Here is a 23791-nt window from a genome sequence, read left to right on the forward strand (position 1 = left end):
ATGAAATTCGTTTTACTATTCGGACCGCAGGCTTCAGGCAAAATGACGGTCGGACATGAATTAGAAAAGCTGACAGCGCTGAAGCTGTTTCATAACCATATGACCATTGATCTCGTACTGCCGTTTTTCCCATTCGGCTCCCCTTCCTTCAACCGGCTGGTGAAGCTGTTCCGGCGGGAGATGTTTGAAGAGGTGGCGGCAAGTGACCTGTACGGGATGATTTTCACCTACGTCTGGGCCTTTGACCATGAAGGCGACTGGAAATTTATTGAGGGCATCTGCGAGATCTTCCGGTCACGCGGCGCTGATATTTGTTTTGTCGAACTGGAAACCGATGTGGAAGAACGGCTGCAGCGCAACAAAACACCGCACCGCCTCGCCCATAAGCCGACAAAGCGCAACCTGGAGCACTCGGAGCAAAACCTTCTCGAGGATATGCAGAAATACCGGCTGAACTCGCTTCCGGGTGAAGTTCAGGAGAAGAACTACATACGGATTGACAATACGAACCTGACTGCGGCAGAAACAGCCGCTCTCATTCAAAAAACATTCCAGCTGTAGCAGCAGAAAGGGCCCCGGATTGGGGCCCTTCTTTCATTTACGTGCCCCGGCTCCCATGGAGACATCTGGAAGTGCAAAGCTGTCCGGTTTACGGGGGAGGTGTCGGGTTCCGCCGGCAGCTTATCAGGCACTTGTCGGGTTTTCCAGTACAGATGGGTAAAATAGACGAAAAGCAGCCCTGATATGCTGGGATTGGAAGGTCATAGCCCCCATATCAGCTGTAATTAGCTTGCTCCTCTTCTTAGCATACAAAAAAACTGCCGGCAGCAGCCGGCAGTTCTGATCCACCATATTTCTTTACGGAATCATCCAAGTCAGGAAGTAAGCTTGTACGTAAGTGATGATACCCACCAGTGTTACGAAGAACAAGCTGTGCTTCACTGTGAAGCGGAACAGATCAGACTCTTTGCCAACCAGGCCTACAGCCGCACAAGCGATTGCGATGGACTGTGGAGAAATCATTTTGCCTGTTACGCCGCCTGTTGTGTTGGAAGCAACCATCAGTACGTCGCTTACACCAATCTGCTGTGCTGTGATAGCTTGCAGAGCACTGAACAATGCGTTCGCAGAAGTGTCGGAGCCTGTCAGGAATACGCCCAGCCAGCCAAGGAATGGCGCAAAGAACGGGAACGCGCCGCCAGTCTTCGCCAATGCCAATGCCAGCGTGGAGGACAGACCGGAGTAGTTTGCAATGTACGCAAAGCCAAGTACAAAACCGATAGACAGGATTGGAAGACGCAATTCCTTCATTGTTTCACCGAATGTGGAAACTGCATCCTTCACGTTCATACGCAGCAGCACGATGGAGATCAGCGCTGCGATCAGGATCGCTGTACCAGTTGCATCAATTACGTTCAGCTTATACACCGCTTCATACGGAGTGCCTTGCTTGGCAATCGGAGCTGCCTTCAGCACAAGCTTGTCCAGGCCAGCCACGTGGAACTTCAATACCCAATTTTGCAGAGAGCCTGTTGCGAACAGGTTCTTAAATGCGTTTTGGCTCCAGATGACAACCATGATTGTCAGGATAATGAATGGAGACCAAGCCTTTGTCACCTTGCCGAATGTCAGCTTCACAGCCTGATTGCTCTGTACCGCAGCTGCTGCTTCAGCACTTGCACCGTCTGTGCGGTAGATGTTCTTAGGCTGCCAGAACTTCAGGAAGATTGCCAATGCCACCAAGCTTACCAACGCAGATGTGATATCCGGAAGCTCAGGTCCAAGGTAAGTTGCAGTCAAGAATTGTGTCAAACCGAAGGAGCCGCCAGCCACGAACAGTGCAGGCCAAGTTTCCTTCACACCCTTGATGCCGTTCATCAGGAATACGATAAAGAATGGTACGAACAAGGACAACAATGGGAGCTGGTGACCAGCCATCTGTCCGATTCGATGAGCATCGATGCCAGTAACCTGGCCTGCAACGATAATCGGAATACCCATTGCACCGAATGCCACCGGCGCTGTGTTTGCAATCAAGCAAAGACCTGCCGCATACAGCGGGTTCAAGCCAAGACCTGCAAGAAGTGCTGCTGTGATGGCTACCGGAGCACCGAAGCCCGCCGCACCCTCAAGGAACGCACCGAAAGAGAAACCAATCAGGATTACCAATAGACGATGGTCATTTGTAATAGAAAGCACAGATGCGCGAATCACATCGAACTGGCCTGTCTTTACAGAAATCTTATACAGGAATACGGATGTAATGATAATCCAGGCAATTGGCCAAAGACCATATCCAAAACCGTAAACGGTTGCAGAAATCGCCATGGTTGCCGGCATCTTATATACAAGAATCGCCACCGCCACTGTCAAAAGCACAGTGATGAGTCCTGCCATATACCCCTTCATGCGAAAAACTGCAAGTGCCAGGAAGAAGAACACGATTGGAATAAGTGCAACTGCGGCTGAGAGCCAGATGTTGCCAAATGGATCATAGTTCTGGACCCAAGTTTGCATACCTTCATCTCCTTTAAACATTATCATAATGTAAAATAAAAAGTGCTATCTGCATCCCACCGGATGAGTTGACTGTATGGTCATCATACCTCTTACCCAAAAAGTAAAACGTTTTCATAAAACGCTTACATTTGCAGGAACTGGATGCTGTATTATTAATCTACCATACTTTTATTCTTTTACATAGCCCTTTTCGACATTTTTTTGTATTTTTTGTGACAAAAAATTTAAACCTGGCTAAAACTGTGATGAATGTCACACTTCAGACAAAAAGAGAAGACAGTTTCCCCTGCCTCCTCCTATGGCAGCTCCAGTCTCTGTACAAGCCGTTCCAGCTTCTCAAACAGCGGCAGCTTGGCTTTTGCCGGATTTGTAAAGTACACAATGAGCACAGGCCCCTTGACGAAGTACAGCGGAATGAGAAAATCCCACTCCAGCGAGGCCTCTTGCTCCAGCTTCAACTTGGCTTGCCTGGCTTCCTTCCCGTCCGGGAACAGATACACAGCCAAGCCATCACCATCCTGCAGGCCATAATACCGATGCGGCTGCGGCAGCTGAAGCGGCGGCGCCTCCTGCTTCTGCCGCAGCGTATAGCCGCTTTGGGCAAAATGGGCCTCCACCCGCTCATAGATTTGTGCTTCTCTGCCGCAGCCGCACAGGCAAAGAAGCAGCAGCAGAGATATGCTTATGCGTCTCATTGCACAGTCTCCCTGGCGGCCGGAGAAGCCAGCGGCAGGAAAATATCAACCGTTGTCCCCTTGCCCACCTCGCTGGCAAACCGCATTTCGCCCTTATGGTTGTCCACAATGCTATAGCTGATCATCGTGCCGAGCCCCGTCCCTTTCTCCTTTGTCGTAAAGAAGACCTGGCCGACCTTGGGCAAATACTCCTGCGGAATGCCGCAGCCTTCATCCTGAAAGCGGATTTTGACCCGTCCTTCCTCTTCCGTGCAAAACACTGAAATGTTTCCTCCCTCAGGCATTGCTTCCATCGCATTCTTTAACACATTGAGACATACCTGCTTCAGCTTGTTCTCGACGCAGTATACCGGGATGCTGCCGCCCTCGCAGTAGTTCAGAATGCGGATATTGTCCATATTGGCCTGCGGCTGCAGCAAAGTGATGACATCGTGAAGAATGGAACATAGGTTCTTGCGGGCAAAATCACTTTTGTTCGGCTTCGCCAACAGCAGCAGCTCTCCCACAATATCATTGATCCGGTCGATTTCACTAAGCATAATATGAATATATTCCGCCTGCCCCTGCTGCTTGTCATACCCGAACAGCTGGACAAAGCCCTTCAGGCTCGTCAACGGATTCCGGATTTCGTGGGCGATGCCGGCCGCCAGTTCGCCGACAAGCTTCAGCTTCTCGGACTGCTGCAGAAGCTCCTGGCTTCGTTTACGCTCCGTAATATCCGTCAGCAGCACATACAAAGCCGGTTCCCCCCTGTATACAACCGACAAGGCCCTTGCCTCCACGATGCAAGCATCTCCGCCCAGGCGCTGCAGCTGCACCTCCACCGGCAAGGCCACCCCGTCCGTCCGCTGCTTCCGGGCTGCTTCATGCATAGCCTGCGCCCCTGCATCACCCAAGAGATCCGGAAGGCTCATTTGCATAATGGAAGCATACGGAACACGCAGCAGCCTGCGGCCGGTCTCATTCGCGTACACAATCTCATTCTCCCGGAAAATAAAAATGGCGTTTGGCGAGCTCTCCACAATCCGCCGGTAGCGTTCTTCGCTCTCCTGAATTTGCAGCTCCATCTGCTTCTGCTCTGTCACATCCTGATTGGTGCCGACAAGACGCCGGGCCTGCCCCTTCCCATCATATATTATCTTGCCCCGGGAACGGACATGGCGCACCTCCCCTGTATGCGGGCGAATCACCCGGTATTCTGTTTCATATATCCCGCATCGAATGGCAGTGGATACAGCCTGGTTCAGCTTTGGGCGATCATCAGGATGAAGGGAGGCAAGCACAGCCGGAAAGCTTGAGATGCTGCCGCTTTCCCGGCCGAAAATATGGAGGTTCTGCTGTGAATGCGTGAATGTATCGTGGCCAAGCTCCCACTCAAAGCTGCCGATATTGGTAATCTCCTGAGCGCTGGCCAGCAGCTGGGCGCTCCGGCGCAGCTCCTCCTCCCGCTGCACACGCTCTGTAATATCCCGGGGGACCGTAATCAGCTGCCGGCCTTCATGCTTGCTGCCCACTGTTTCAAACCAATTGTAGGAGCCATCCTTCTTCCTCATGCGGAACGTAAAGACCTCTTCTGCCACCCCTGTTGTCCAAAAGCTCCCCCGGACCATGTCCAGCTCCTCGGGATGCAGCAAAGAGGATACCTTCCGTCCGGTCAGCTCATGCGGCTCATAGCCAAGCAGCCTTTTACAGGCGGGGGACACGTATAAGATGTACCCATCAGCTGAAATGCGGCACAGCATATCGGCCGAATTCTCCGCCAAGATACGATAATTCTTCTCACTTACATTCCAAAGGCGCCGGAGCAGCTGTACCTCACGCAGGTTCTCAATCGGCAAAATGGAAGCTGTCACTGACACCGCATAGCAAGTGGCCATGCCAATATACAACCAAATGCTTTGCTTGAAGAGAAAGGCAAGCTGTCCTGTTACGGCAAAATAGGTGCCGATTGATATCATGACAAAGGCATACAAAATCAATGACAGCCACAGTCCCCAAATGGCCTTTGCGGACCGGCTTTGCCTGCGGAAGCCGGGTGACACCGCACACGATGCCAGCAAAAGCAGCAATCCATCAGCCAGCGTCATATATGCAGCCAGCCCCGTCCCAAGAAAGAAACGGTATCCCGCCAGCATGAACAGGCACACCATGCCGCCTGCCGGCCCGCTGTACAGCAAGACGACCAGGAAAGGAACCCATCGTAGATCCCAAAGAAAATCTGCTCCGCTCACAAATGGGTGCATCATACACCCTATGGCTGCGCAGCCATATATGAAGCCCGTCAGCAGCTTCATCCTCATGCCATTCTGTCTGCAGCGTTCACTCATGAGGATTACTGTAATAATCAGCGGCGGAACCAATATAATTGCAACATTCACCAGGAGCGCCTGCAGCATGAATTCTCCTCCATTTTCAATCAAGTTTTGCCGAAAGAACTCTCTTTCTTGAGAAACACGAAGAGCGAAGCCCAGGCGGAAGGGAAACATCCCAGCTCCAAGTCGCATGAGAATCTGCATGACTATATAAAGGTCTTCCGATTCAAAGCTGCTCTAGATTCCATCGACAAGATGGACATAAATTTTATAATTCTAGGTAAAATAGCAATTTCCTATTAAGAAATATAGAATCGTGCTCTTTTCTGCCACAAAAGATATCGACATTTGTGAAAGATGCCATATATTTGTCAAAGAAACAGGACGAAGCTGTGACTTTTATCACATTTATAGAGGCTCCTGCCGCCTTATAATGAAGCTGTCACAATCCCATCACAATTCCCTGTATTGTACTGTACAAAAAAAGCAGCGCCCCCGATTTCGGATGCGCTGCTTTTTTTGTCTGTTTTAATGAACGATCATCTGCACCAGATCGCGTACTTTATCATCCACAACCTCGTAGTAAATCTCCAGCCCTTTTCTTGTTCCCTTAATAATGTTGCCGGAGCGCAGCTTCGCCAAATGCTGGCTGATGGTAGACTGCGGCAGTTCAAATTCCTCATAGAGCGATGTGACGTTGGAAGGTCCCTTCGTGATCAGCTGGTTCACGAGACCGAGACGGACCGGGTGCGCCAGCACCTTAATCGTCTCTGCACTTTCTACGTATTTTTCTTCGTTTGCCTTGAATCCTTGCATGAATACGCCTCCCCTTTGCGATATATGTTTGTTCATGCTTTCATCTGTACAAAGTTTGAGGAATGCAGTTCGTTCCATCTATGGAACCGCATACTGTTACTCATTCCCTATTATATTACATTTCGCGGAATATCTGAATATGTACAGAAACTTTCTCAACAAATTTCAGAAAAAACCGAATTTATATATCTAAAATCTCCATTTTTACAAATATGGCTTCCCCCGTGCTCAGCGCCGCTTGCGGCGGAACACCCGCTTTCGTTTTGTATTCAACCGGTCCGCCCAAATATGCAATGCGCTTGCGGCCACAATACCGGCAAATCCGGCTGCCAGAAACGGCCGGTGTGTCTGCACCCATACCGGCAGCTGGCCGCCCAGCACGGTACAGTTCAACAAATACAACAATGGCGATAAGGCAATCGCCGCATAGACCACGCGAATCATGTCACCGAGCAAGATCGTATGGGTGAGAAAGGAACGGTGCGGCAGCATGGAACGGTACGGGTACCAAATGAAGCGCAGCGGCCCCCAATTGCGGTAGGCTGCGCTGACGGTATCCAAATCCGGGTTCAGCAGATACGTCCCAAGCAAGAATCCCGCCGCCGACGGCAGCAGGAGGCTCCAATCCGTCACCTTGTATGTAATAAGTACAAATCCGAGCACAGGCAGCGCCGCTAAATTGAGGCGCGTGTGCGTTTTTCCTGATGGCATGATGCACCTCCTCTTAACCTGCTGCTTCCATTTTCGCAACCTCCCAGGCAGATTGCAAGAACAGATTCGCTCCTCTCCGCATATTCTGCAGCATCTCAGCCTTTTTCACTGCTTCATGCAACTCCTCAGCAGCCATTTCGAAGCTCCGCCGGGCGGAGCTTCTTTTTTTTTTGCCGCCGGAAAGAGAGGCAGTCCCTTCTATAATAAGAAGCGGACGACAATTCCCTTCTTTCCAGTCATAAAACAGAAGCGGTGCTTCATATGCTTACTTACAGATGCTTTGCCGCCTACTCGTCCAACTTGCGGTCAATTTCCGATGTGTCCACGTCAGGCCCGAACCATTCCGCCATCTTGCCCTTCGCCTGCCGCTTCACATCCGCATCCACGTACATGGCCACTTGAACAAGTGCCGCACCAAGCGCGCCAAGGTCATCCGTATAGCCAAGACCGGCCACAAAGTCCGGAATTGCGTCAACAGGCGCAATGAAATAGGCCAATGCGCCAAGGATGATCACCTTTACCCGCTTCGGCACATCCGGCCGCTGCAGCACATAAAACAACAGCAGGCTTGTATACACAACCAGATGGCCGGCCTTAACGGCAGCTGCCTTCAGCTTGCCCCAAAAGGCCTCTACGGAAAATTTCTGTTCCATGCCGATTCCTCCTTATTTTCCAGCTACTTCTATTATATGAACAACCTGCCCAGTTTTCAAAAGCCTGCATGACCGCCAAAATGTTTCCTTACCTGCCATGGGAGGTGTTTGCAATGCATGATTTCACAGTTGACGGACTGTCGGGACAAGTGATAAAGTGAAGATTGTTGCCAACCCGGCTTGAAAATATTGTAAGACAATGTAGAACGTCTCCCGGTTCCACAACGGAGGGAGATCCTGTATAATGTTAAGATGGAATTTACCACATTTACAAAAATGGAGATGAATTTTAGTGGAGAAACATACAGGGAATGCAGCGTTGAAAACTTAACATGGAGCATTGGATCCATGGAGAGCGGAAGGCTTGGCATTTCGAATGGGACTCCTTTTTCTTTTGGAGTTAACCATGTCTAGAAACAGAAAGGGTGAAAATGGATGAAGGAATCATTGAAAAAACAGTTTGAGAATATCCGCTTTACACTTCTTGCCGCTTTGTTCGTATGGTTGAAAACATACATTGTGACACGCGTCAGCTTTGATTTGAAGCTGGATTCGCTTATGCAGGAATTTATCCTGTTCCTGAGTCCGCTTGCTTCCTCGCTGCTCCTTGTCGGACTGGCATTGTTCGCGACAGGGAAGAAACGGAACTATATTGCAATTCTCATTAACTTTATACTGACAGTTGTACTGATTGGCAACGTAATGTTTTATGGCTTCTTCAATGACTTTGTGACACTGCCGGTGCTGACACAAACGTCCAACTTCGGAAGCCTTGGCTCCAGTGTGAAAGAGCTGTTCAACTATCGAATTCTATTGGCCGTGGCAGATATCTTCTTCCTGCTGTACCTGGTGCGCAAGAAGCCGAACTTCTCGAAGACAGGGAATGTGGCCCGCCCAATGAAATCTCTGTACTTCCTTGCCACTGTGGCCGTTTTCTTCGCCAACCTCGGCTTGGCGGAAACAGAACGCCCTGAGCTGCTGACGCGCTCCTTTGACCGTGTCATGCTCGTGAAAAACCTGGGCTTGTATGTACACCAGGTGTATGACCTTGGCCTGCAGGCGAAAGCAAGCTCCCAAAAAGCATTTGCTGACGGCAGCAAGCTGCAGGAAACGGAGAACTACGTGAAAACAAATCAGGTAAATCCGAACAAGGATATGTTCGGCGTTGCCAAAGGCAAGAACGTAATCATAGTATCTCTGGAATCAACCCAAACATTCCTGATGAATGCAAAGGTAAATGGACAAGAGGTTACACCATTCCTGAACCAGTTTGCGAAGGAGAGCTATTTCTTCAGCAACTTCTTCCACCAGACCGGCCAGGGCAAAACATCTGATGCGGAATTCATCATTGATAACTCTCTGTATCCGCTGGACCGCGGTTCCGTGTATTTCACACACTCCAACAACGAGTTTGTGGCAACGCCGGAAATTCTGCGCCAGCAGGGCTATTATACAGCAGTGTTCCACGCGAACAACGCGACCTTCTGGAACCGTAACATGATGTATCCTTCACTTGGCTATGACCGTTACTTTAACGAACTGGATTATACGATTACACCGCAGACAAAGGTGAACTGGGGCTTGAAAGATGTTGAGTTCTTCGACCAGTCCGTCGAGAAGATGAAGACGCTGAAGCAGCCGTTCTACACACGCTTCCTGACGCTGACCAACCACTTCCCGTTCACTTATGATGACAGCATGAAGATGATTGAACCGTTCAACTCCGGTGACGGCACGTTCGACCGTTACTTTGTAACAGCGCGTTACCAGGACGAGGCGCTGAAGCACTTCATTGAAAAGCTGAAGGAAGCCGGCCTGTATGATAACTCTGTTATTGTGTTCTACGGCGACCACTATGGTATTTCCGAAAACCATAATGACGCGCTGGCAAAGTTCTTCGGCAAAAAAGAAATTACAGCTGTAGATACAGCCAACCTGCAGCGTACACCGCTGTTCATCCACGTGCCTGGCCAAACGCAAGGCAAGACGATGACAGAGGTTGCCGGACAGCTTGATGTAAAGCCGACCATTCTGAACCTGCTTGGTGTTGGAACATCCAATGACATCGAGTTTGGCCATGACCTGTTCTCTCCTGACCATAAGCAGTTTGTTGTCTTCCGCGACGGCGGCTTTGTAACAGATAAGTACATCTATTACAAGAGCACCTTCTACGATTTCAAGACAGGCGAGAAGGTGGAAGTGCCAAAGGCTGAAGCCACTGCGCTGATTGACCGTGCGCAAAATGAATTACGCATGTCCGACCAGATTATCGAAGGCGATTTACTGCGCTTCTTCGAGAACAATAAGATCAAGACGGGCACAGTAAAGACAATCATCAAAGCGGAAACGAAGGAATAAGACGATGCGCCTGCATCGTCTTTTTTCTTTGGCTGTTTTTGATCACAGCCTGCCATATGCCTGTATGCCGTTTTTTTAAGATGCAGGCAGGAATTTGTCCAGAAAACGCTAATTTGTTAGTACAACCATTATTCACGGATAGGAGAATGCTTTATGCGCCATGAACCAATCGTGTTATTTGGAGACAGCTTCGTTGATACATCTGTACAGCAGCCGTATATTTCCCTGGAGGAACGCGGCCTGCAGTTTGGCGATGGCATTTATGAGGTGGTACGCTTGTACAGCGGCGTCTTTCATTTGCTTGAGCCGCATCTCGTCCGGCTGTACCGTTCCATGGAGGAAATTGAACTGAAGCCAACCTTTTCAAAAGCCCAGCTCGTCCGCTGGCTGTATGAGCTTGTGGAGCAAAATCAATTCCGGGGGGACGGAATGATTTATTTGCAAATTTCCCGCGGGGTGCAGCCGCGCAACCATATCTATGATCCGCAGAATGTGCCGACCCTGTATGCGTACATTGTGGGGAAGGAGCGTCCGCTGTCTTCTATGCAGCAAGGGATCAAGGCCTGCTCGGAGCAGGATATCCGCTGGCTCCGCTGCGATATTAAATCGCTGAATCTGCTGCCAAATGTTATGGCGCGCACAAGCGCCGAGCGAAAAGGCTGCACGGAAGCGCTGTTTGTCCGGAACGGCATTGTAACGGAAGGCAGCCACTCCAACTTCTTTCTCGTCAAGAATGGGGCACTGTATACCCATCCGGCCACACATCTCATCTTAAATGGCATCGTCCGGCAATATGTGCTCTCCCTGGCGCATACGCTGGAAATTCCTGTGCATGAGGAAATGTTCGGTCTGCGCGATGTACTGCAGGCTGATGAGTGCTTCTTCACTGCCACAACCTCCGAAGTGATGCCGATGGTGCAGCTTGACGGCACTGCCATCGGAACAGGAGTGCCCGGCCCGATTACATACGCTTTGCAGGAGGCCTTCAGTGAAGGCGTCAAGAATACACGCTTGCATGCTCTGTAAAGAGAGAAAGCCATGCTTCCCTGCATGGCTTTCATGCGTTTATCGGAATGGCTGCAGCAGCCTATCCCGAATCTTCTTCTTCTCTTCCTCTGTCTTGTCTTCATAGTTGTACATCGCGTCCTCCCAATGGCCGTACATCGGATTGGGAAACAAGATGAATTGTCTGCCAAACAATGCCTTCATTTCCTCAGCCAGCCTGCGGCGCTCCTCATTGGATTTTCCTTCAAACCCGGGAAAATCAGACAGATTATCGCCAAAGTACAGCACAATATCATGCGTCTTCATGACAGCTGCCCGCCGTGCATCCTTTCCCTGTTCCCCCGGAGCCCGCAGCAGGACATGTGACTCCACCGCCTGCGGGACATCGAGCTGCTGCAGATTGTGCAGCGTATCCTTCAGCTGCGAGGTCCGGCGGTTTGATATGTAATAGATCGCCACTTCCTTCAAATCCGCATACCGCAAGAAGTCCAGCGCCCCCGGCAGCGCTTTTGCCTCCGCCTTCCGGACCCACTCATCCCACAGGGCAAAGCTGCTGGCGCCCTCGCGGATTACCTGCGCCTGGTACGGGCTGTTGTCCACCACTGTTTCATCCAAATCCAGGACAATGGCCGGCGGCTTTCCCGTTCCTTTTGCCAGCGCCTGATCAAGCTGCTGCTTGCCAAGCTCATAGCCCTGCTCATATAACCCGCGCACTTCGCCGGATTGCTGATACCAGAGAACCGCAAGTGTGCCATCCTCCGTCGGTTTGCCGCAGCCGCTCAACAAAAGAGCTGCAAGACAGCATAGCATCTGCTTCCTCATCAAATCCCCCCTTTTTTCAGTATACGGGGAACTTCCGGCGGCATGTCTTACTTTTTCTTTGGCAGGTTCTGAATCATCTGTTCAATCAAATAAGCGGCATTCCGTGCTGCCTGCTTCACAAAGCTCTTATACTCCGCCCCCGCCGCGTCAGCTGAGGCATCAGAGATGGAACGAATAATGACATACGGCACCTGGTTCAGATAGGCGACCTGTCCGATTGCTCCTCCTTCCATTTCCACCGCATCCGCCTGAAAGGTTTTCACGATCCGCTGCTTCTGCTCATCTGTTCCCACGAACTGATCGCCGCTGGCCACACGTCCCACATACACTTTGACACCCGGAAGCCCTTTGGCCGCGGCTTCCCCCAGACGGACAAGCCGCGGGTCTGCCTCATAATAGATCACATCCGCATCCTCGAATTTCCCCGGTGGTTCGCCAATCGCAGTCTGGTCCACATCATGCTGCACGGCGTCCCTGGAAACAACAATGTCCCCCACCTTCAGCTTCGGATTCAGCCCCCCGGCCACGCCGGAATTGATGAGAAAATCCACGCGGTAGAGCGCAATCAAAATCTGGGCCGCTACAGATGAGTTGACTTTTCCGATGCCGGAACGCACCAGTACCACACGCTGTCTGTCCCAGGTTCCGCTGTAGAACGTGAAGTTCGCCAATTTCTCGACCTTCTGCACCTTCATCTTGGAACGGATGAGTTCAATCTCCTCCTCCATCGGACCGATAATCCCGATTGTATACATCTCCCCGCCGTCCTGCGCCTGTACGCCCGGCATCGCGCACAGCATACACAGCAGAAGCGCAATCAGTGCTCGCTTCATTGAAATTCCCCCTTCATCATTTGTTCCACAATCGCAGTGGACTGCCTGCAGGCCAGCAAAATCAGCTTATCAAACTCTTTTGCATCATCCGCAATTGCCCGCACAATGACAAACGGGACATGGTTCAAATATGCGACATGCGAAATGGCTGCCCCCTTCATTGAGCCCATGAGCCCCTTCTCTTCTGCATGTGCCGTTTCCGGATACAGCAGCCCGATGATGCATATTAGCCCCATTATCCATTTTCTCATTCCTACAGCTCCTCATTGTGTGATGCCTGTAGTTTGCTTCAACTCCGTCCCTTTCATCACAGCCAGATATACGGATTCAAGAATAACAATTGACACATATCGACAATGAATTTACCATATGGATTGGCAATATTTTCTTTTGCCAAAAATAGACGATAGAAAGGAAAGGGGAATTTATGAAGAAAGCTCTCGCCAGTATTGCGGCACTCACGGCTGCGGGCGCCTCCTTTGCAGGCCAAGCGGATGCCACCTCTGCGGCAGTACAAAACGGGGCGTCGTACACAGTTGAAGCAAATGCCTTGAACGTCCGCACCGGCCCAGACACAGCCAACAGCATTTTGGGAGTTGTCCGCAGCGGACAGACACTGCAGGTCATTGGAGAAACAAACGGATGGTATCAAATTCAATATGACGGACGAACGGCTTATGTCAGCAAGCCTTATGTGAAGTCCGAAACCATACAAGCAAGCTACCAGGTGAGCGTCTCTTCGCTCCGTGTCCGGACAGGGCCGAGCACCGCCCACCCGGCAATCGGGGCCGTCTATAAGGGACAGGCGCTGACGGTAATCGGAGAAGTGCAGGATTGGTACAAAATCTCCTATAACGGGCAGAATGCCTATGTCAGCAAAAGCTATGTAACAGGAGGCACAGCGGCGGTTGCCGCGCAGGGCGCACCGGCGCCGGGTACATACACCGTGACTGCCGATTCCTTGCGCATGCGCAAAGGACCCGCGGTATACGAGGGCATTATCGGCGGCCTTGTCAAAGGAACTGTGCTCGATGTCATCGGAGAGGAGAACGGCTGGTACAAAATCCGCCGCGGCAGCACGGTCGGCTTCGTCTCGAAGGAATATGTGGCATTTACAGCCGGCGCGGCAGCTGCGGTAACAGACACCCGCTATATCACTGTAAGCTCGCTGAATGTGCGAAGCGGAGCGGGCACGGACTACCAGACGCTGGGAAGCCTCTCCCTCGGCACCCAGGTGGAAGCAGCTGATGAAGGAAACGGCTGGCTGCGCATCAGCTATCAGGGAGCTGCCGGCTACATCGCGAAGAAGTACACATCGCAGACAAAGCCACAAACGGAAAGCACGAAGGAAGACAGCGTTAAGGAAGAAAGCATCCAGCCGCAAGCCTCTTCCGCCCTCGTGGCCTATGCAAAGTCTCTGGCAGGCGTGCCCTACTTGTGGGGCGGCAGCACACCGAAGGGCTTTGACTGCAGCGGCTTCATCTACCATGTGTACCGCCACAGCGGCTACTCCTTCAGCCGCATGAGCGCAGCAGCGTATTGGAGCGCCTTTAAGAAAACAACAAACCCGCAGCCGGGTGATCTCATCTATTTCCAGAACACCTATAAGCCGGGCATCTCCCATATGGGCATTTATTTGGGGAATGGCTCTTTCATCCAGGCCGGCGATTCCGGAGTGGCCATCGGCAGCCTCAGCAGTTCATACTGGAGCAAGCATTTCACAGGCTACACCAAACCATATTAAGAAAAAGAGTTTTCTAGATTCCAAGAAAACTCTGCCTGAACGTAAAAAAGCAGAGGTTCCCCAACCTCTGCTTTTTTCTGTATGAAATCCCCTTAGTTTGAACCGTGTCAATCAGGAGGCGGATGCCGTGTCCTTCTTCAGAACAGGCTGCTCCTTCTTCTTCCCATCTTCTTCATGTGACTGAACGCGCAACTGATGTGCCTGGCGCTTCAGGCTGATTTGCTTCAGCTTTCGCTCGTACCGCTTCATTGCCGTCTCCCCTAACATGATCACTCTGTCTCTGATGCTATGTATTCCCCAATACATAGATTACAACATTCAAATTCCCCATAATACTGCAAACGCTTACAGTAATATTATACTAGTCTTTTTTCCAGAACACAACATTTTTTCTGTCCCACATACATATTTGTAAAAAGAATGTCATCCGAGAAAGGAGCTCTGCCATGCAAAACTTCCCGCCGCAGCATCAGGACCGGCAGCCCGGCTTTGAATACGTCATGCACCCTCTGCCCATTTCGGATAACCCGGCCTATAACGGGAGCGGAAAGCTTAAGAATAAAGCGATTCTCATCACCGGAGGCGACAGCGGCATTGGACGCGCTGCCGCAATTGCCTTCGCCAAGGAAGGCGCAAACATCGCCATTTCGTATTATGATGAGCACCAGGATGCCGAAGAAACAAAAAAGAAGGTGGAAGCCTGCGGGGCAAGCTGCATCCTCCTCCCCGGCGATTTGCGCGAACAAAACTATTGCAGAAAAATTATAACTGACACTCTCACCGCTTTTGGCAAGCTGAATGTGCTCGTCAATAATGCCGCTGTGCAGTTTGTCCAAACGCGGCTTGAGGATATTTCCCCCGAGCAGCTGGAGACAACCTTCCGCATTAACATTTTCTCCTTCTTTTATGTGACACAGGCGGCCCTGCCGCACCTGCAGGAAGGCGACAGCATTATCAATACCGCCTCGATTGTCGCATATCAGGGCAATAAAGAGCTCGTCGATTATTCCGCCACAAAAGGGGCAATTGTCACCTTTACCCGTTCCCTGTCACAGCAGCTCATCCCCCGGGGAATCCGCGTCAATGCCATTGCACCTGGTCCCATCTGGACACCGCTCATTCCGGCCAGCTTTTCAGCGGAAGAGGTTGCAAAATTCGGGGAGCAAGTGCCCATGAAGCGTGCGGGACAGCCGTATGAACTCGCGCCTGCTTATGTGTATCTCGCCTCGGATGATTCTTCCTATGTGACCGGGCAGACCATTCATGTGAATGGCGGTGCTGTAATCAATGGCTGAGGAGGGACTGAGTCCCTCCCTTTCGACACAATTTTTCCCGGGAAATGGACAAGAAATATTACAACCATAATCAGGAAATGTCGGATAAAGCCTGATTTCATCGAGGGTCGGAAAAATTACCCTGTTACACCACATTACTATTGTGTTACAAAAGCTTTTTACTTCTGTGATTTTGTCGTTTGGCAGCGTTTTCAGTGCTATACTTGAGCCAACAACTTACACGGAGGGCTTACATCATGAAAAAACTGCTAGGTTTTGTATTGGGGGCTTGTGTCAGCCTTGGATTATGTATATCTGCCGATGCCGCAGCGAGTACTGCACCAACGCAAGTTTCCGCAAAACCTGCGGTTACAAAGCATTATGTAAAGTCTACGACGCTGAATGTGCGTACGGGCATGACGACAAAGCACAAAGTTATGGGCAAGCTGAGCCGCGGACAAGCAGTGGCTGTAAAGAAGGATATGAGAAACGGCTGGCTGCAAATCAGCTATAAGGGCAAGACTGGATATACCAGTAAAGCGCATATTGTATCGGTTGTTCCAAAGACAATTACTGTAGAAGCAACCTCCTACACACCGTTTGAGTCCACACGCGGGATCACTGCAATGGGCTTCAACATCAAGAGGAATCCAAAGATGAAACTGATTGCAGTGGATCCGCGTATCATTCCGCTCGGCACGAAGGTATGGGTGGAAGGCTATGGTGAGGCCATCGCCGGCGACACCGGCGGCGCGATTAAAGGAAAGCGCATTGATATCCTGCTGCCGACAAAGAGAGAGGCCTTTAAATGGGGCCGCAAGCACGTAAAGGTGCGCATCCTGTAAGAAAAAACCCGCTTCCCGCCGAAGCGGGTTTTTTGTGTAACTCCGCCAAATGTCGGATAATAGGCACAGGAGCAGGAAAGGAGTGAAACGCATGAATCTGCAGGAAACACCGGACTGGATCGGCACCCCCCGCGTGCCGGGAGAGACGCAGTTTATGGTTGATTTTACTTTGCCCCATGACGATGGCCGTTATAAGCTCATCGCAGACGGTCATCAATTGGAAATTAAAGCATACGAGGTAAAGCCGGGCGCACCGAAGCCTTCCCTGCGCGGCACTTCGTTCGTGCCCGGGGAAAGCCTGCCGCCGGCCATTTCGGCCATTTTCGCGGACCCGTATGTACGGGCTGTGCTCGCGCAGAGAAACTACAAGGGGCTGTTCTGATGCAGAGCAGCTTTTTCTGTTGGATGCAGTTTGCTCCGCTTTCCGCTATAATAGACAAAATAAGGATTTTTTTGAACGGAGGTACATATGCTTCAGCATTCAATCGGAAAAGAAGAACTGCTGCGGATGGCAGATGCATTCATTGACACGCTCAATCCGCAGTCAGAACACGATCGGACACGCATGGCAAGCGGACTGCAGCTGTACCGGGAAGGGCGCGTATACAATGTCTCCTTTGACGGCTACACACTGGAGGGGACCGTGGAGGACGGCGGAAGAATTTTCAGCACCTCCATGCCGATGACAGATGTGTCCCAGAGCTATTGTGAGTGCTTCCAGCCGGGCTCCTGCGAGCATTTGGCGGCCGTGCTGCTGTATGCCGGCTCCAGCTTCGGCATTGTCGGGGAAATTATGAAGCGCTTCAAAAACAAAGGCAAGCCCGCTTTGCCTGCCGTGAAGACGGCGAAGCAGCTGCTGCAGGCTTCCGTGTTTACCGAGGATGACTATGACAGCTGGATCGGCTATTTTACAAAGGAATATGACAAATTTCATACAGAGCAAAGAAAGCATAAATACCGGGAAATGTATTTTCTCATGAGCATTTTTGAAGACTTCTACACGCTGCTGCTCCGCAAAGCGCCGCGGACGGAGGGACTGCGTGAAATCTTCGAATTGAATGCCGCCTTCTTCTGCTTTGCCCGTTTGATTGAGGCAGCCAAGGCCTGGGAGGAGCAGCGGACCTACTCCTATTTCAAGGCGGAAACAGTGGCGGAGCGCTTCTTGGACGAGATTGAAATTTTCCACCGCAAGCTGATGAGCCTGACTCTTCCGCTTCCCTATGACGGTCTGCTGCAGCGAACAGGGCAAACCCTGCACGGGCTGCTGTTCGTCACGTCTGAAAAGGCGCTGGAGGAGCGCTTCTTCACCTACCGCCTTCTCTGGGAGCAGCTGCTTGCCCGGCCGGAATGGCTGCAGGAGGAGAAGGAGCGTGTGGCGAAGGAGGAGCTGCCGCTGCTGAAGGTGCTGGCCGAAGCGCATCTTCAAGTGATAGCGGGCAACGATGAAGCTGCCATCGCCCTGCTGGAGCAGGAGCCGGAGGATCTCATCGGCCTGTATTATGACTGGGTATTCGGGTTTGAGGCGCGCGGGCAATGGGACCGTGTCTCCCGTTGGCTGACATTTCTGTATCAGCTGCTGCAGCGCTGCCTGAGGAGCGAGGATGCCTCCCAATACTTCAAGCGGGATGCGGTGCGTCACTTCCTCACCGCCTACAAGCGGTATGCCGGGCAGCAGCAGGAAACCGCCGGCTACGAAATGCTGCTGCAGGATTTGCTGCCATACAGCTTCTGGGAATATGATGACTATTTGCTTGCGAAGAAGCAGTACCGGACGTGGACGGAGCTGCACTTGTTCATGGGCTTTGGCACAGAGCTCGAGGGCTTGAAGGACAGCCTGAAGCTGGTGGAGAAGGAAGATCGGGAAGCCGTGCTGCCGCTGTACCACCGGGCGGTGACAAAGGCGATCCAAATGAAGAACAGGCCGGCGTACAAGCTGGCGGTCCGCTATTTAAAAAAGCTGCGGACACATTACAAGAAGCTGAAGCGCACCCAGGAATGGGACCTGTACATACAACGGCTCTCGGCCAATTTTTCGCGCCTGCGGGCCTTTCAGGAAGAACTACAGAAGGGGAAGCTGCTAGATGATACAAAGTGAAGTAACAATTCGGATGGAGCCGTTGGAGGATGGACTGTTCATCTGGGCGGAGGATGAGCTTGGCACATCCGTCCCGCCAAGCCAATGGCTCGGTGATGCCTTTGTTTGGCATGCCTCCTCTTATTATGGGACGATGCTGGAGGAATGGAAGACAGGGCTGCGGCTGAATGCCCTGCAGGCACTGGAGTATTTGGCGAAGCAGCCGGCCAGCTCCTTCGCCGGGCTCCGCCTCAGCACAGAGTTTCATGACGTCCAGGAGCCGCTCGCCGCGGCCTGGCAGGATTACGGGCAGGGCTCCTTCCTCCCCGACATGGAAGGCTGGGGCAGCGGCCGGCTGTGGAAGCCGGCAAGCACGGAGCTGGCAGATAATTTTACAGCCCGGCTGTTTGCCGATGCTGTGACGGAAACGCTCCGCCACCCGCCGTCTTCCGGGGAATGGGAACGGGCGCAGCGCTTGTATGAAAATCGTGAGTTTGTCCGGCGCCAGCGGGAGATGTCTGTCTCGGAAACGGATTGGCTGCGCAAAATCGGGTATACCGAAGATGATATGCCGTTTACGATTGGATTGCGTCTCCTGGAGCCGCAGGAGGAGTTTGCGTCTTGGAAGCTGGAGACCATCCTGATGCCAAAGCGCGGCGCGGCGCGGACGTATGTATACACCGATGAGGCTTCCCTGCCCAAGCGCTGGAAAGCCCATCATGAGCGGATTCTGGAAACGTATGCCGGCTGGGAAATGCTTGTGCCCTGGCTGATGGAGGATGGACGGCTGCGGCAGGAGCTGTACGAACAGGAAGCATGGCGCTTCTTGACAGAGGCAAGCAATGAGCTGCTGACTGCGGGGGTGGACATTCTGCTTCCTTCCTGGTGGCAGGCGCTGAAGCAGCACAGGCTGTCGCTCCGGGCGAAGGTCAAGGGAGACAGTGCGCGCGGGCAAGCCTTCTTCGGCATGCATACCATCGTCAGCTTCGACTGGCGCATTTCCACGGAAGGCGTGGACCTCTCCGAAGCGGAATTCCGCTCGCTCGTCGAGCAAAACCGCCGCCTTATCAACATCAACGGCCAATGGATCAAGCTGGATCCGGAATTTATCGCCCAAGTGAAAAAGCTGATGGACAAGGCAGAGCGGCAGGGCTTGGAAATGAAGGACTTGCTGCAGCGGGAGCTGTTGCGCACGGCGGATGAGCAGGAGCATGTGGAAGAGGACAACGTATTCAATGAAATTGAAATTGAGCTGGACTCCTATTACGAGGGCTTGCTGCACCGTTTGACGGAGATCGGCCGGGTGCCCAAGCGCGAGGTGCCGGAAACGCTGCATGCCGAGCTGCGCCCGTACCAGCAGCTCGGCGTGGAGTGGCTGCTGCATCTGCGGGAGCTTGGCTTTGGCGCGCTGCTGGCTGATGATATGGGGCTTGGCAAAACCCTGCAGACCATTGCGTATCTGGCGTATATGAAAGCGCATGAAGGCTCCGGCAAACCGGCGCTCATTGTGGCGCCCACTTCCGTCCTCGGCAACTGGCAGCGGGAGTTCGAGCGGTTTGCCCCTGATTTGCGCGTCGCTCTCTACTACGGCGGCAGCCGGCCGAAGGGAGAGGAGTTCCTGCCATTTGTCCAAAACCAGGATGTCATCCTGACCTCTTACACGCTCGCGCACCTGGATGAGGAGGAGCTATCCTCCTATCTGTGGAACGCAGTCATTCTGGATGAAGCGCAGAACATTAAGAACGCGCAGACGAAGCAGTCGCGGGCCGTCCGCGGTTTGCGGGCGCAGCATAAGCTGGCGCTGACCGGCACACCGATGGAAAACAGGCTTACGGAGCTGTGGGCCATTTTCGATTTCCTGAACCGCGGCTACCTCGGCAGCCTGTCACAGTTTCAACGCCGCTTCGTTGCCCCGATTGAGAAGGATCACGACAAGGAACGCATTGAGCAGATTCAACGGCTCATTGCCCCGTTCCTGCTGCGGCGCACCAAGCAGGATCCGGACGTCGCCCTCAATCTGCCGGATAAGCAGGAGCAGAAGGAATTTTGTGCGCTTACCGCCGAACAGGCCTCCCTGTACGAGCAGCTCGTACAAGATACGCTGGCGAACGTGGCCGGCTTGAGCGGCATCGAGCGGCGCGGCTTTATTCTCATGATGCTGAACAAGCTCAAGCAAATCTGTGACCACCCTGCCCTCTATCTGAAGGAAGCAGAACCGAAGGACGTGACCGGGCGCTCGCTGAAAATGGAAAAGCTGCTGGATTTGATGGAGACCATCCGCGACCGGGATGAGAGCTGCCTCATTTTCACCCAGTATATCCGCATGGGCGACATGCTGAAGCAGGTGCTGGAGGAGAAAACCGGCGAACCTGTCCTGTTCTTAAACGGCAGTGTCCGCAAGCAGGAGCGGGACGCGATGATTGAGCAGTTCCAAAGCGGGCGCTACAAAATTTTCATTCTGTCCATCAAGGCGGGCGGCACCGGCCTCAACCTGACGGCGGCCAACCATGTCATCCACTTTGACCGTTGGTGGAATCCCGCTGTCGAGAACCAGGCGACAGACCGCGCCTATCGAATTGGTCAAAAGCGCTTTGTCCACGTGCATAAGCTCATCACGACGGGAACGCTTGAGGAGAAAATTGATGAAATGCTTGAGCGCAAGCAGTCGCTCAATAACGCCATCATCACCAGTGATAACTGGATGTCGGAGTTGAGTATGGAGGAATTGCAGGAGCTGCTTGGTGTATAAGAAAAGGGTGCCTATGCACCCTTTTTGCGTTGCCGCAAATAGAAGAGAGAGATGCCAATGAACGCACTCATACTGTCGAGCGCCGAATCCTGCCAAAGCGGGGTCCGGTTGCCGGTGAAGGATTGATGCACTTCATCCAGTCCTGCATACAAAGCCGTCATCAGCCATGCACCGACAGCGGCGCGTCCCCGGCTGATGACATGCGACAAGGCCCGATACAACAAAATCCCCAGCATACAGAACACGAGGACATGTGCTCCCTTACGAATGAAAAATTCCAAGAAGCCCGCTGCCCCCATATGGGCAATGCTCACTTCATAGTTGGCGTAGTCAAACTTGATCCCTGACAGGTGTGCCCTTACCCACTCCAGATTGATATACTTACTCAGCTCCGGACGCACATCCTGTTTTTGATAGGGCTGCGAGGATGAGTAGAAAATCATGCTGATCCACAGCAAAACAGGCAGCCAAAGCCATACAAACTTCTTCATTTTATTCTTCCTCCTGTCTTGTTTCATTGTAGCAGAGAACGAAACAGGGGGGAATCACAGCTTTTGTAGCAAGCTCCTACAAGAATTATTTCACTTTTTGAAATGATTGTTTCATTTTTCGAGATGATTGTTCCACTGCTTCCAATCTCGCTGGCGGCATTGTTTCATCCCTCCCTTTTATGTTTCATCAGCCACTGTATTGCTTCCCGCCGCAAAAAAAGAAGCCCGGCACCAGTCCGGGCTTCTCAATCTATGGGGAGGGGGAAAACCTACTTGCTTTCCTTCAACTTTGCCAGCTCGCGCTCAACCGCTTCCTGCAGCTCATGGCTGGCTGCTGGTGCGGCCGGCACAAAGTAGGCGCCTGCTGCCGCTTGCGCTTCCAGCTTCTGCACATACTCTTCCACACGGTTGAAGCCTTTCACGGCACCATCGGCATCGAAGGTTGCCAATACAGCCTGGTTTTGCTGCTGTGCTTTGGCCGCATGTGCGCGGGACAGGAGCACAAAGCGCTTGTTGGCCAGCTCATTGTACTTCTCGAGCAAGATGTCAATCTGCTCCTTCAGCGCTGCTGTTTGCTGCTTCATCGCTGCATACTGCTCTTCATACAGCTTCAGCTTCGCTTCCTGCTGCAGCTTTTCCTGCAGTGCGATTTTGGCGATGGCATCGTCGTTCTTCGCCACTGCCAGCTCTGCCTGGCGTGCGCGTTTTGCTACAACTGCTGCCGCTTCCGCCACCAGCTGCTCCTGGCGTCTTTCCAGATACAGCTGCTGTCCCAGCGCATCCTTCGCCTTGCCGACCTGCTCCTCCAGCTCACGCATATACTGGTTCAACAGGCTGATCGGATTCTCCGCCTTGTCCAGTAATTCGTGCACATCTGCCTTGACCATCGTGCTGATTCGCTTTAAGATACCCATTTTACTTGTCCTCCTTACAAATGTCTTGTTTCTTTGCTGCTTATATGAATCTGCTTGTAAGTGATCTTGCTGCTGTAGACTGGAATGATGCTTCTATCACCTCCCTTGCTACAAGACCCATTATGCCGGACAAGGCTTAACTTTCTCTTAACGCAAAAAAAGTTTTGCAGTCTTTCCCACTTTCCCTGCTTTGCCTTTATATATAGGGCGAAAGGGGGTGAGAGACATGGCAATCCGAACACTGACAACCGACATCGGCCTTCGCCTCAGCTTCTCTGGAGGCCGCGATGCAAACGGCAAGGCCATCACACGCAACAAGCTGTACCGCTTTGTCAAGCTGGATGCGAATCCGGAAGGCATGTACGATGCGGCGGCAGCCATCGCATCGCTGCAGACAGACGTGCTGCAGGCAGTCTACATGACAAGCGCAGTAGACTTGACGAAGGCCTAAGAAAAGCGGAACCGGCTCGTTCAGCTCACAGAAGGGAGGTTCTGACCGTTAAAAGGCGCTCTTTGCTTTTATGCGGGCAGGTTCTCCCTGGCAGTGAGCTAGCCGGTGCAGCTGGACATCAAGAGAAGCGGAAGCAGCCCGATTAGCCATCCGAAGGGAACGGTTCTGGCACGCAAAGGCGCTCCTTGCCTTTGTCGGGCCAGGTTCTTCCCTGGCAGATGGCTGGCTGCTGGAGCTGGACAAGAGAAAAGCGGAGTCAGGCCCCAAGCCTGACTCCATCAAAAAGGAGGATGACACATGCAAGTGTTGGAGCTGCAATTTTGGAAAACTGACGGAAAGACCTTTACCGTCAGCGTGGAAAACCCGAAGCTGCCGGTGGATGAGCAGGCAGTCAGCGAAGCAATGGACCGTATCCTTGCTGCCGGCATTTTTGTCGGCCTGGATGCGGGCTCCCGGAAAAAGGGCGCCCGTGTTGTGGAGCGCAACGTCACTGATGTCGGCTTGAATATGTAACGGGAAAAGGA

The 23791-nt window shown here is 52.3% G+C and carries 24 protein-coding genes; 11 read left to right on the plus strand and 13 right to left on the minus strand.

The genetic code is table 11. From position 1 onward, the window contains the following. The gene (locus NK662_RS03955) at positions 1-561 is read left to right on the plus strand and encodes an AAA family ATPase (RefSeq protein ID WP_254757611.1); all 561 of its coding nucleotides are present in this window, start codon (positions 1-3) and stop codon (positions 559-561) included. 297 nt (positions 562-858) lie between these two features. Here NK662_RS03955 and NK662_RS03960 read toward each other — a convergent pair whose 3' ends face one another. The 7 genes from NK662_RS03960 to NK662_RS03985 form a co-directional block, all read right to left on the minus strand. Continuing rightward, complete coding sequence (locus NK662_RS03960; RefSeq protein WP_254757612.1) at positions 859-2517, minus strand: lactate permease LctP family transporter; 1659 nt, start codon at positions 2515-2517, stop codon at positions 859-861. Between the two features lie 299 nt (positions 2518-2816). After that, complete coding sequence (locus tag NK662_RS03965; RefSeq protein ID WP_254757613.1) at positions 2817-3215, minus strand: hypothetical protein; 399 nt, start codon at positions 3213-3215, stop codon at positions 2817-2819. Next, positions 3212-5611 carry a PAS domain S-box protein gene (locus NK662_RS03970; RefSeq protein ID WP_254757614.1) on the minus strand — a complete coding sequence of 800 codons (2400 nt, stop codon included), beginning with the start codon at positions 5609-5611 and terminating at the stop codon, positions 3212-3214. Before NK662_RS03970 ends, NK662_RS03965 begins: the two co-directional genes overlap by 4 nt. Before the next feature lie 444 nt (positions 5612-6055). Next, positions 6056-6343 (minus strand): ArsR/SmtB family transcription factor, encoded by a 288-nt coding sequence (locus NK662_RS03975; RefSeq protein ID WP_254757615.1) that lies wholly within the window; start codon positions 6341-6343, stop codon positions 6056-6058. Positions 6344-6571: 228 nt separating this feature from the next. Then, positions 6572-7054, minus strand: coding sequence for a metal-binding protein (locus tag NK662_RS03980; RefSeq protein WP_254757616.1), 483 nt, complete (start codon positions 7052-7054; stop codon positions 6572-6574). A 13-nt stretch (positions 7055-7067) separates the two neighbouring features. Further along, positions 7068-7190, minus strand: coding sequence for a hypothetical protein (locus tag NK662_RS23530; protein ID WP_279663551.1), 123 nt, complete (start codon positions 7188-7190; stop codon positions 7068-7070). Positions 7191-7341: 151 nt separating this feature from the next. Then, positions 7342-7707: a YkvA family protein gene (locus tag NK662_RS03985; RefSeq protein ID WP_254757617.1), complete on the minus strand. Its 366-nt coding sequence runs from the start codon at positions 7705-7707 to the stop codon at positions 7342-7344. 435 nt (positions 7708-8142) lie between these two features. On the opposite strand from NK662_RS03985, the gene NK662_RS03990 reads away from it, so the two are divergent. Both NK662_RS03990 and dat read left to right on the plus strand, forming a co-directional pair. Beyond that, complete coding sequence (locus tag NK662_RS03990) at positions 8143-10065, plus strand: LTA synthase family protein (protein ID WP_254757618.1); 1923 nt, start codon at positions 8143-8145, stop codon at positions 10063-10065. 153 nt (positions 10066-10218) lie between these two features. Next, on the plus strand, positions 10219-11091 hold the full coding sequence (gene dat / locus NK662_RS03995; protein WP_254757619.1) for a D-amino-acid transaminase: 873 nt from the start codon (positions 10219-10221) through the stop codon (positions 11089-11091). Between the two features lie 39 nt (positions 11092-11130). Here the strand turns inward: dat and NK662_RS04000 are convergent, their stop codons facing one another. The 3 genes from NK662_RS04000 to NK662_RS04010 are packed head-to-tail and all read right to left on the minus strand — an operon-like array spanning position 11131 to position 12976. After that, positions 11131-11892, minus strand: coding sequence for a 5'-nucleotidase, lipoprotein e(P4) family (locus NK662_RS04000; protein WP_254757620.1), 762 nt, complete (start codon positions 11890-11892; stop codon positions 11131-11133). Between the two features lie 47 nt (positions 11893-11939). Then, positions 11940-12725 (minus strand): 5'-methylthioadenosine/adenosylhomocysteine nucleosidase, encoded by a 786-nt coding sequence (locus NK662_RS04005; RefSeq protein ID WP_254757621.1) that lies wholly within the window; start codon positions 12723-12725, stop codon positions 11940-11942. After that, positions 12722-12976 carry a nucleoside phosphorylase-I family protein gene (locus NK662_RS04010; protein WP_254757622.1) on the minus strand — a complete coding sequence of 85 codons (255 nt, stop codon included), beginning with the start codon at positions 12974-12976 and terminating at the stop codon, positions 12722-12724. Before NK662_RS04010 ends, NK662_RS04005 begins: the two co-directional genes overlap by 4 nt. 176 nt (positions 12977-13152) lie before the next feature. Between NK662_RS04010 and NK662_RS04015 the strand changes: the two genes are divergently transcribed. Beyond that, a complete protein-coding gene (locus NK662_RS04015; RefSeq protein WP_254757623.1) occupies positions 13153-14469 on the plus strand; it encodes a C40 family peptidase in 1317 nt (438 codons plus the stop codon). Between the two features lie 111 nt (positions 14470-14580). On the opposite strand, the gene NK662_RS04020 is transcribed toward NK662_RS04015, so the two are convergent. Continuing rightward, complete coding sequence (locus NK662_RS04020; RefSeq protein WP_254757624.1) at positions 14581-14718, minus strand: hypothetical protein; 138 nt, start codon at positions 14716-14718, stop codon at positions 14581-14583. Between the two features lie 176 nt (positions 14719-14894). Between NK662_RS04020 and NK662_RS04025 the strand changes: the two genes are divergently transcribed. The 5 genes from NK662_RS04025 to NK662_RS04050 all read left to right on the plus strand — a co-directional run bounded on the left by NK662_RS04025 (position 14895) and on the right by NK662_RS04050 (position 21411). Further along, the gene (locus NK662_RS04025; protein WP_368736053.1) at positions 14895-15764 is read left to right on the plus strand and encodes an SDR family oxidoreductase; all 870 of its coding nucleotides are present in this window, start codon (positions 14895-14897) and stop codon (positions 15762-15764) included. A 236-nt stretch (positions 15765-16000) separates the two neighbouring features. Beyond that, a complete protein-coding gene (locus tag NK662_RS23535) occupies positions 16001-16588 on the plus strand; it encodes a 3D domain-containing protein (RefSeq protein ID WP_279663557.1) in 588 nt (195 codons plus the stop codon). Between the two features lie 91 nt (positions 16589-16679). Continuing rightward, the gene (locus tag NK662_RS04040; protein WP_254757626.1) at positions 16680-16970 is read left to right on the plus strand and encodes a DUF3910 family protein; all 291 of its coding nucleotides are present in this window, start codon (positions 16680-16682) and stop codon (positions 16968-16970) included. Positions 16971-17057: 87 nt separating this feature from the next. Continuing rightward, the gene (locus NK662_RS04045; RefSeq protein WP_254757627.1) at positions 17058-18683 is read left to right on the plus strand and encodes a hypothetical protein; all 1626 of its coding nucleotides are present in this window, start codon (positions 17058-17060) and stop codon (positions 18681-18683) included. Then, positions 18670-21411 (plus strand): DEAD/DEAH box helicase, encoded by a 2742-nt coding sequence (locus tag NK662_RS04050; protein ID WP_254757628.1) that lies wholly within the window; start codon positions 18670-18672, stop codon positions 21409-21411. Before NK662_RS04045 ends, NK662_RS04050 begins: the two co-directional genes overlap by 14 nt. An 11-nt stretch (positions 21412-21422) precedes the next feature. On the opposite strand, the gene NK662_RS04055 is transcribed toward NK662_RS04050, so the two are convergent. Together NK662_RS04055 and NK662_RS04060 are read right to left on the minus strand one after the other, a co-directional pair. Beyond that, on the minus strand, positions 21423-21902 hold the full coding sequence (locus tag NK662_RS04055) for a VanZ family protein (protein WP_254757629.1): 480 nt from the start codon (positions 21900-21902) through the stop codon (positions 21423-21425). Between the two features lie 269 nt (positions 21903-22171). Further along, the gene (locus tag NK662_RS04060; protein ID WP_254757630.1) at positions 22172-22816 is read right to left on the minus strand and encodes a PspA/IM30 family protein; all 645 of its coding nucleotides are present in this window, start codon (positions 22814-22816) and stop codon (positions 22172-22174) included. A 226-nt stretch (positions 22817-23042) separates the two neighbouring features. On the opposite strand from NK662_RS04060, the gene NK662_RS04065 reads away from it, so the two are divergent. Both NK662_RS04065 and NK662_RS04070 read left to right on the plus strand, forming a co-directional pair. Further along, positions 23043-23267 carry a DUF1659 domain-containing protein gene (locus NK662_RS04065; protein ID WP_254757631.1) on the plus strand — a complete coding sequence of 75 codons (225 nt, stop codon included), beginning with the start codon at positions 23043-23045 and terminating at the stop codon, positions 23265-23267. Between the two features lie 297 nt (positions 23268-23564). Continuing rightward, a complete protein-coding gene (locus NK662_RS04070; RefSeq protein ID WP_254757632.1) occupies positions 23565-23780 on the plus strand; it encodes a DUF2922 domain-containing protein in 216 nt (71 codons plus the stop codon). The last annotated feature ends 11 nt before the right edge of the window (positions 23781-23791 follow it).

The sequence above is a fragment of the Ectobacillus ponti genome (assembly GCF_024294785.1).
GTDB lineage: Bacteria > Bacillota > Bacilli > Bacillales > Bacillaceae_G > Ectobacillus > Ectobacillus ponti.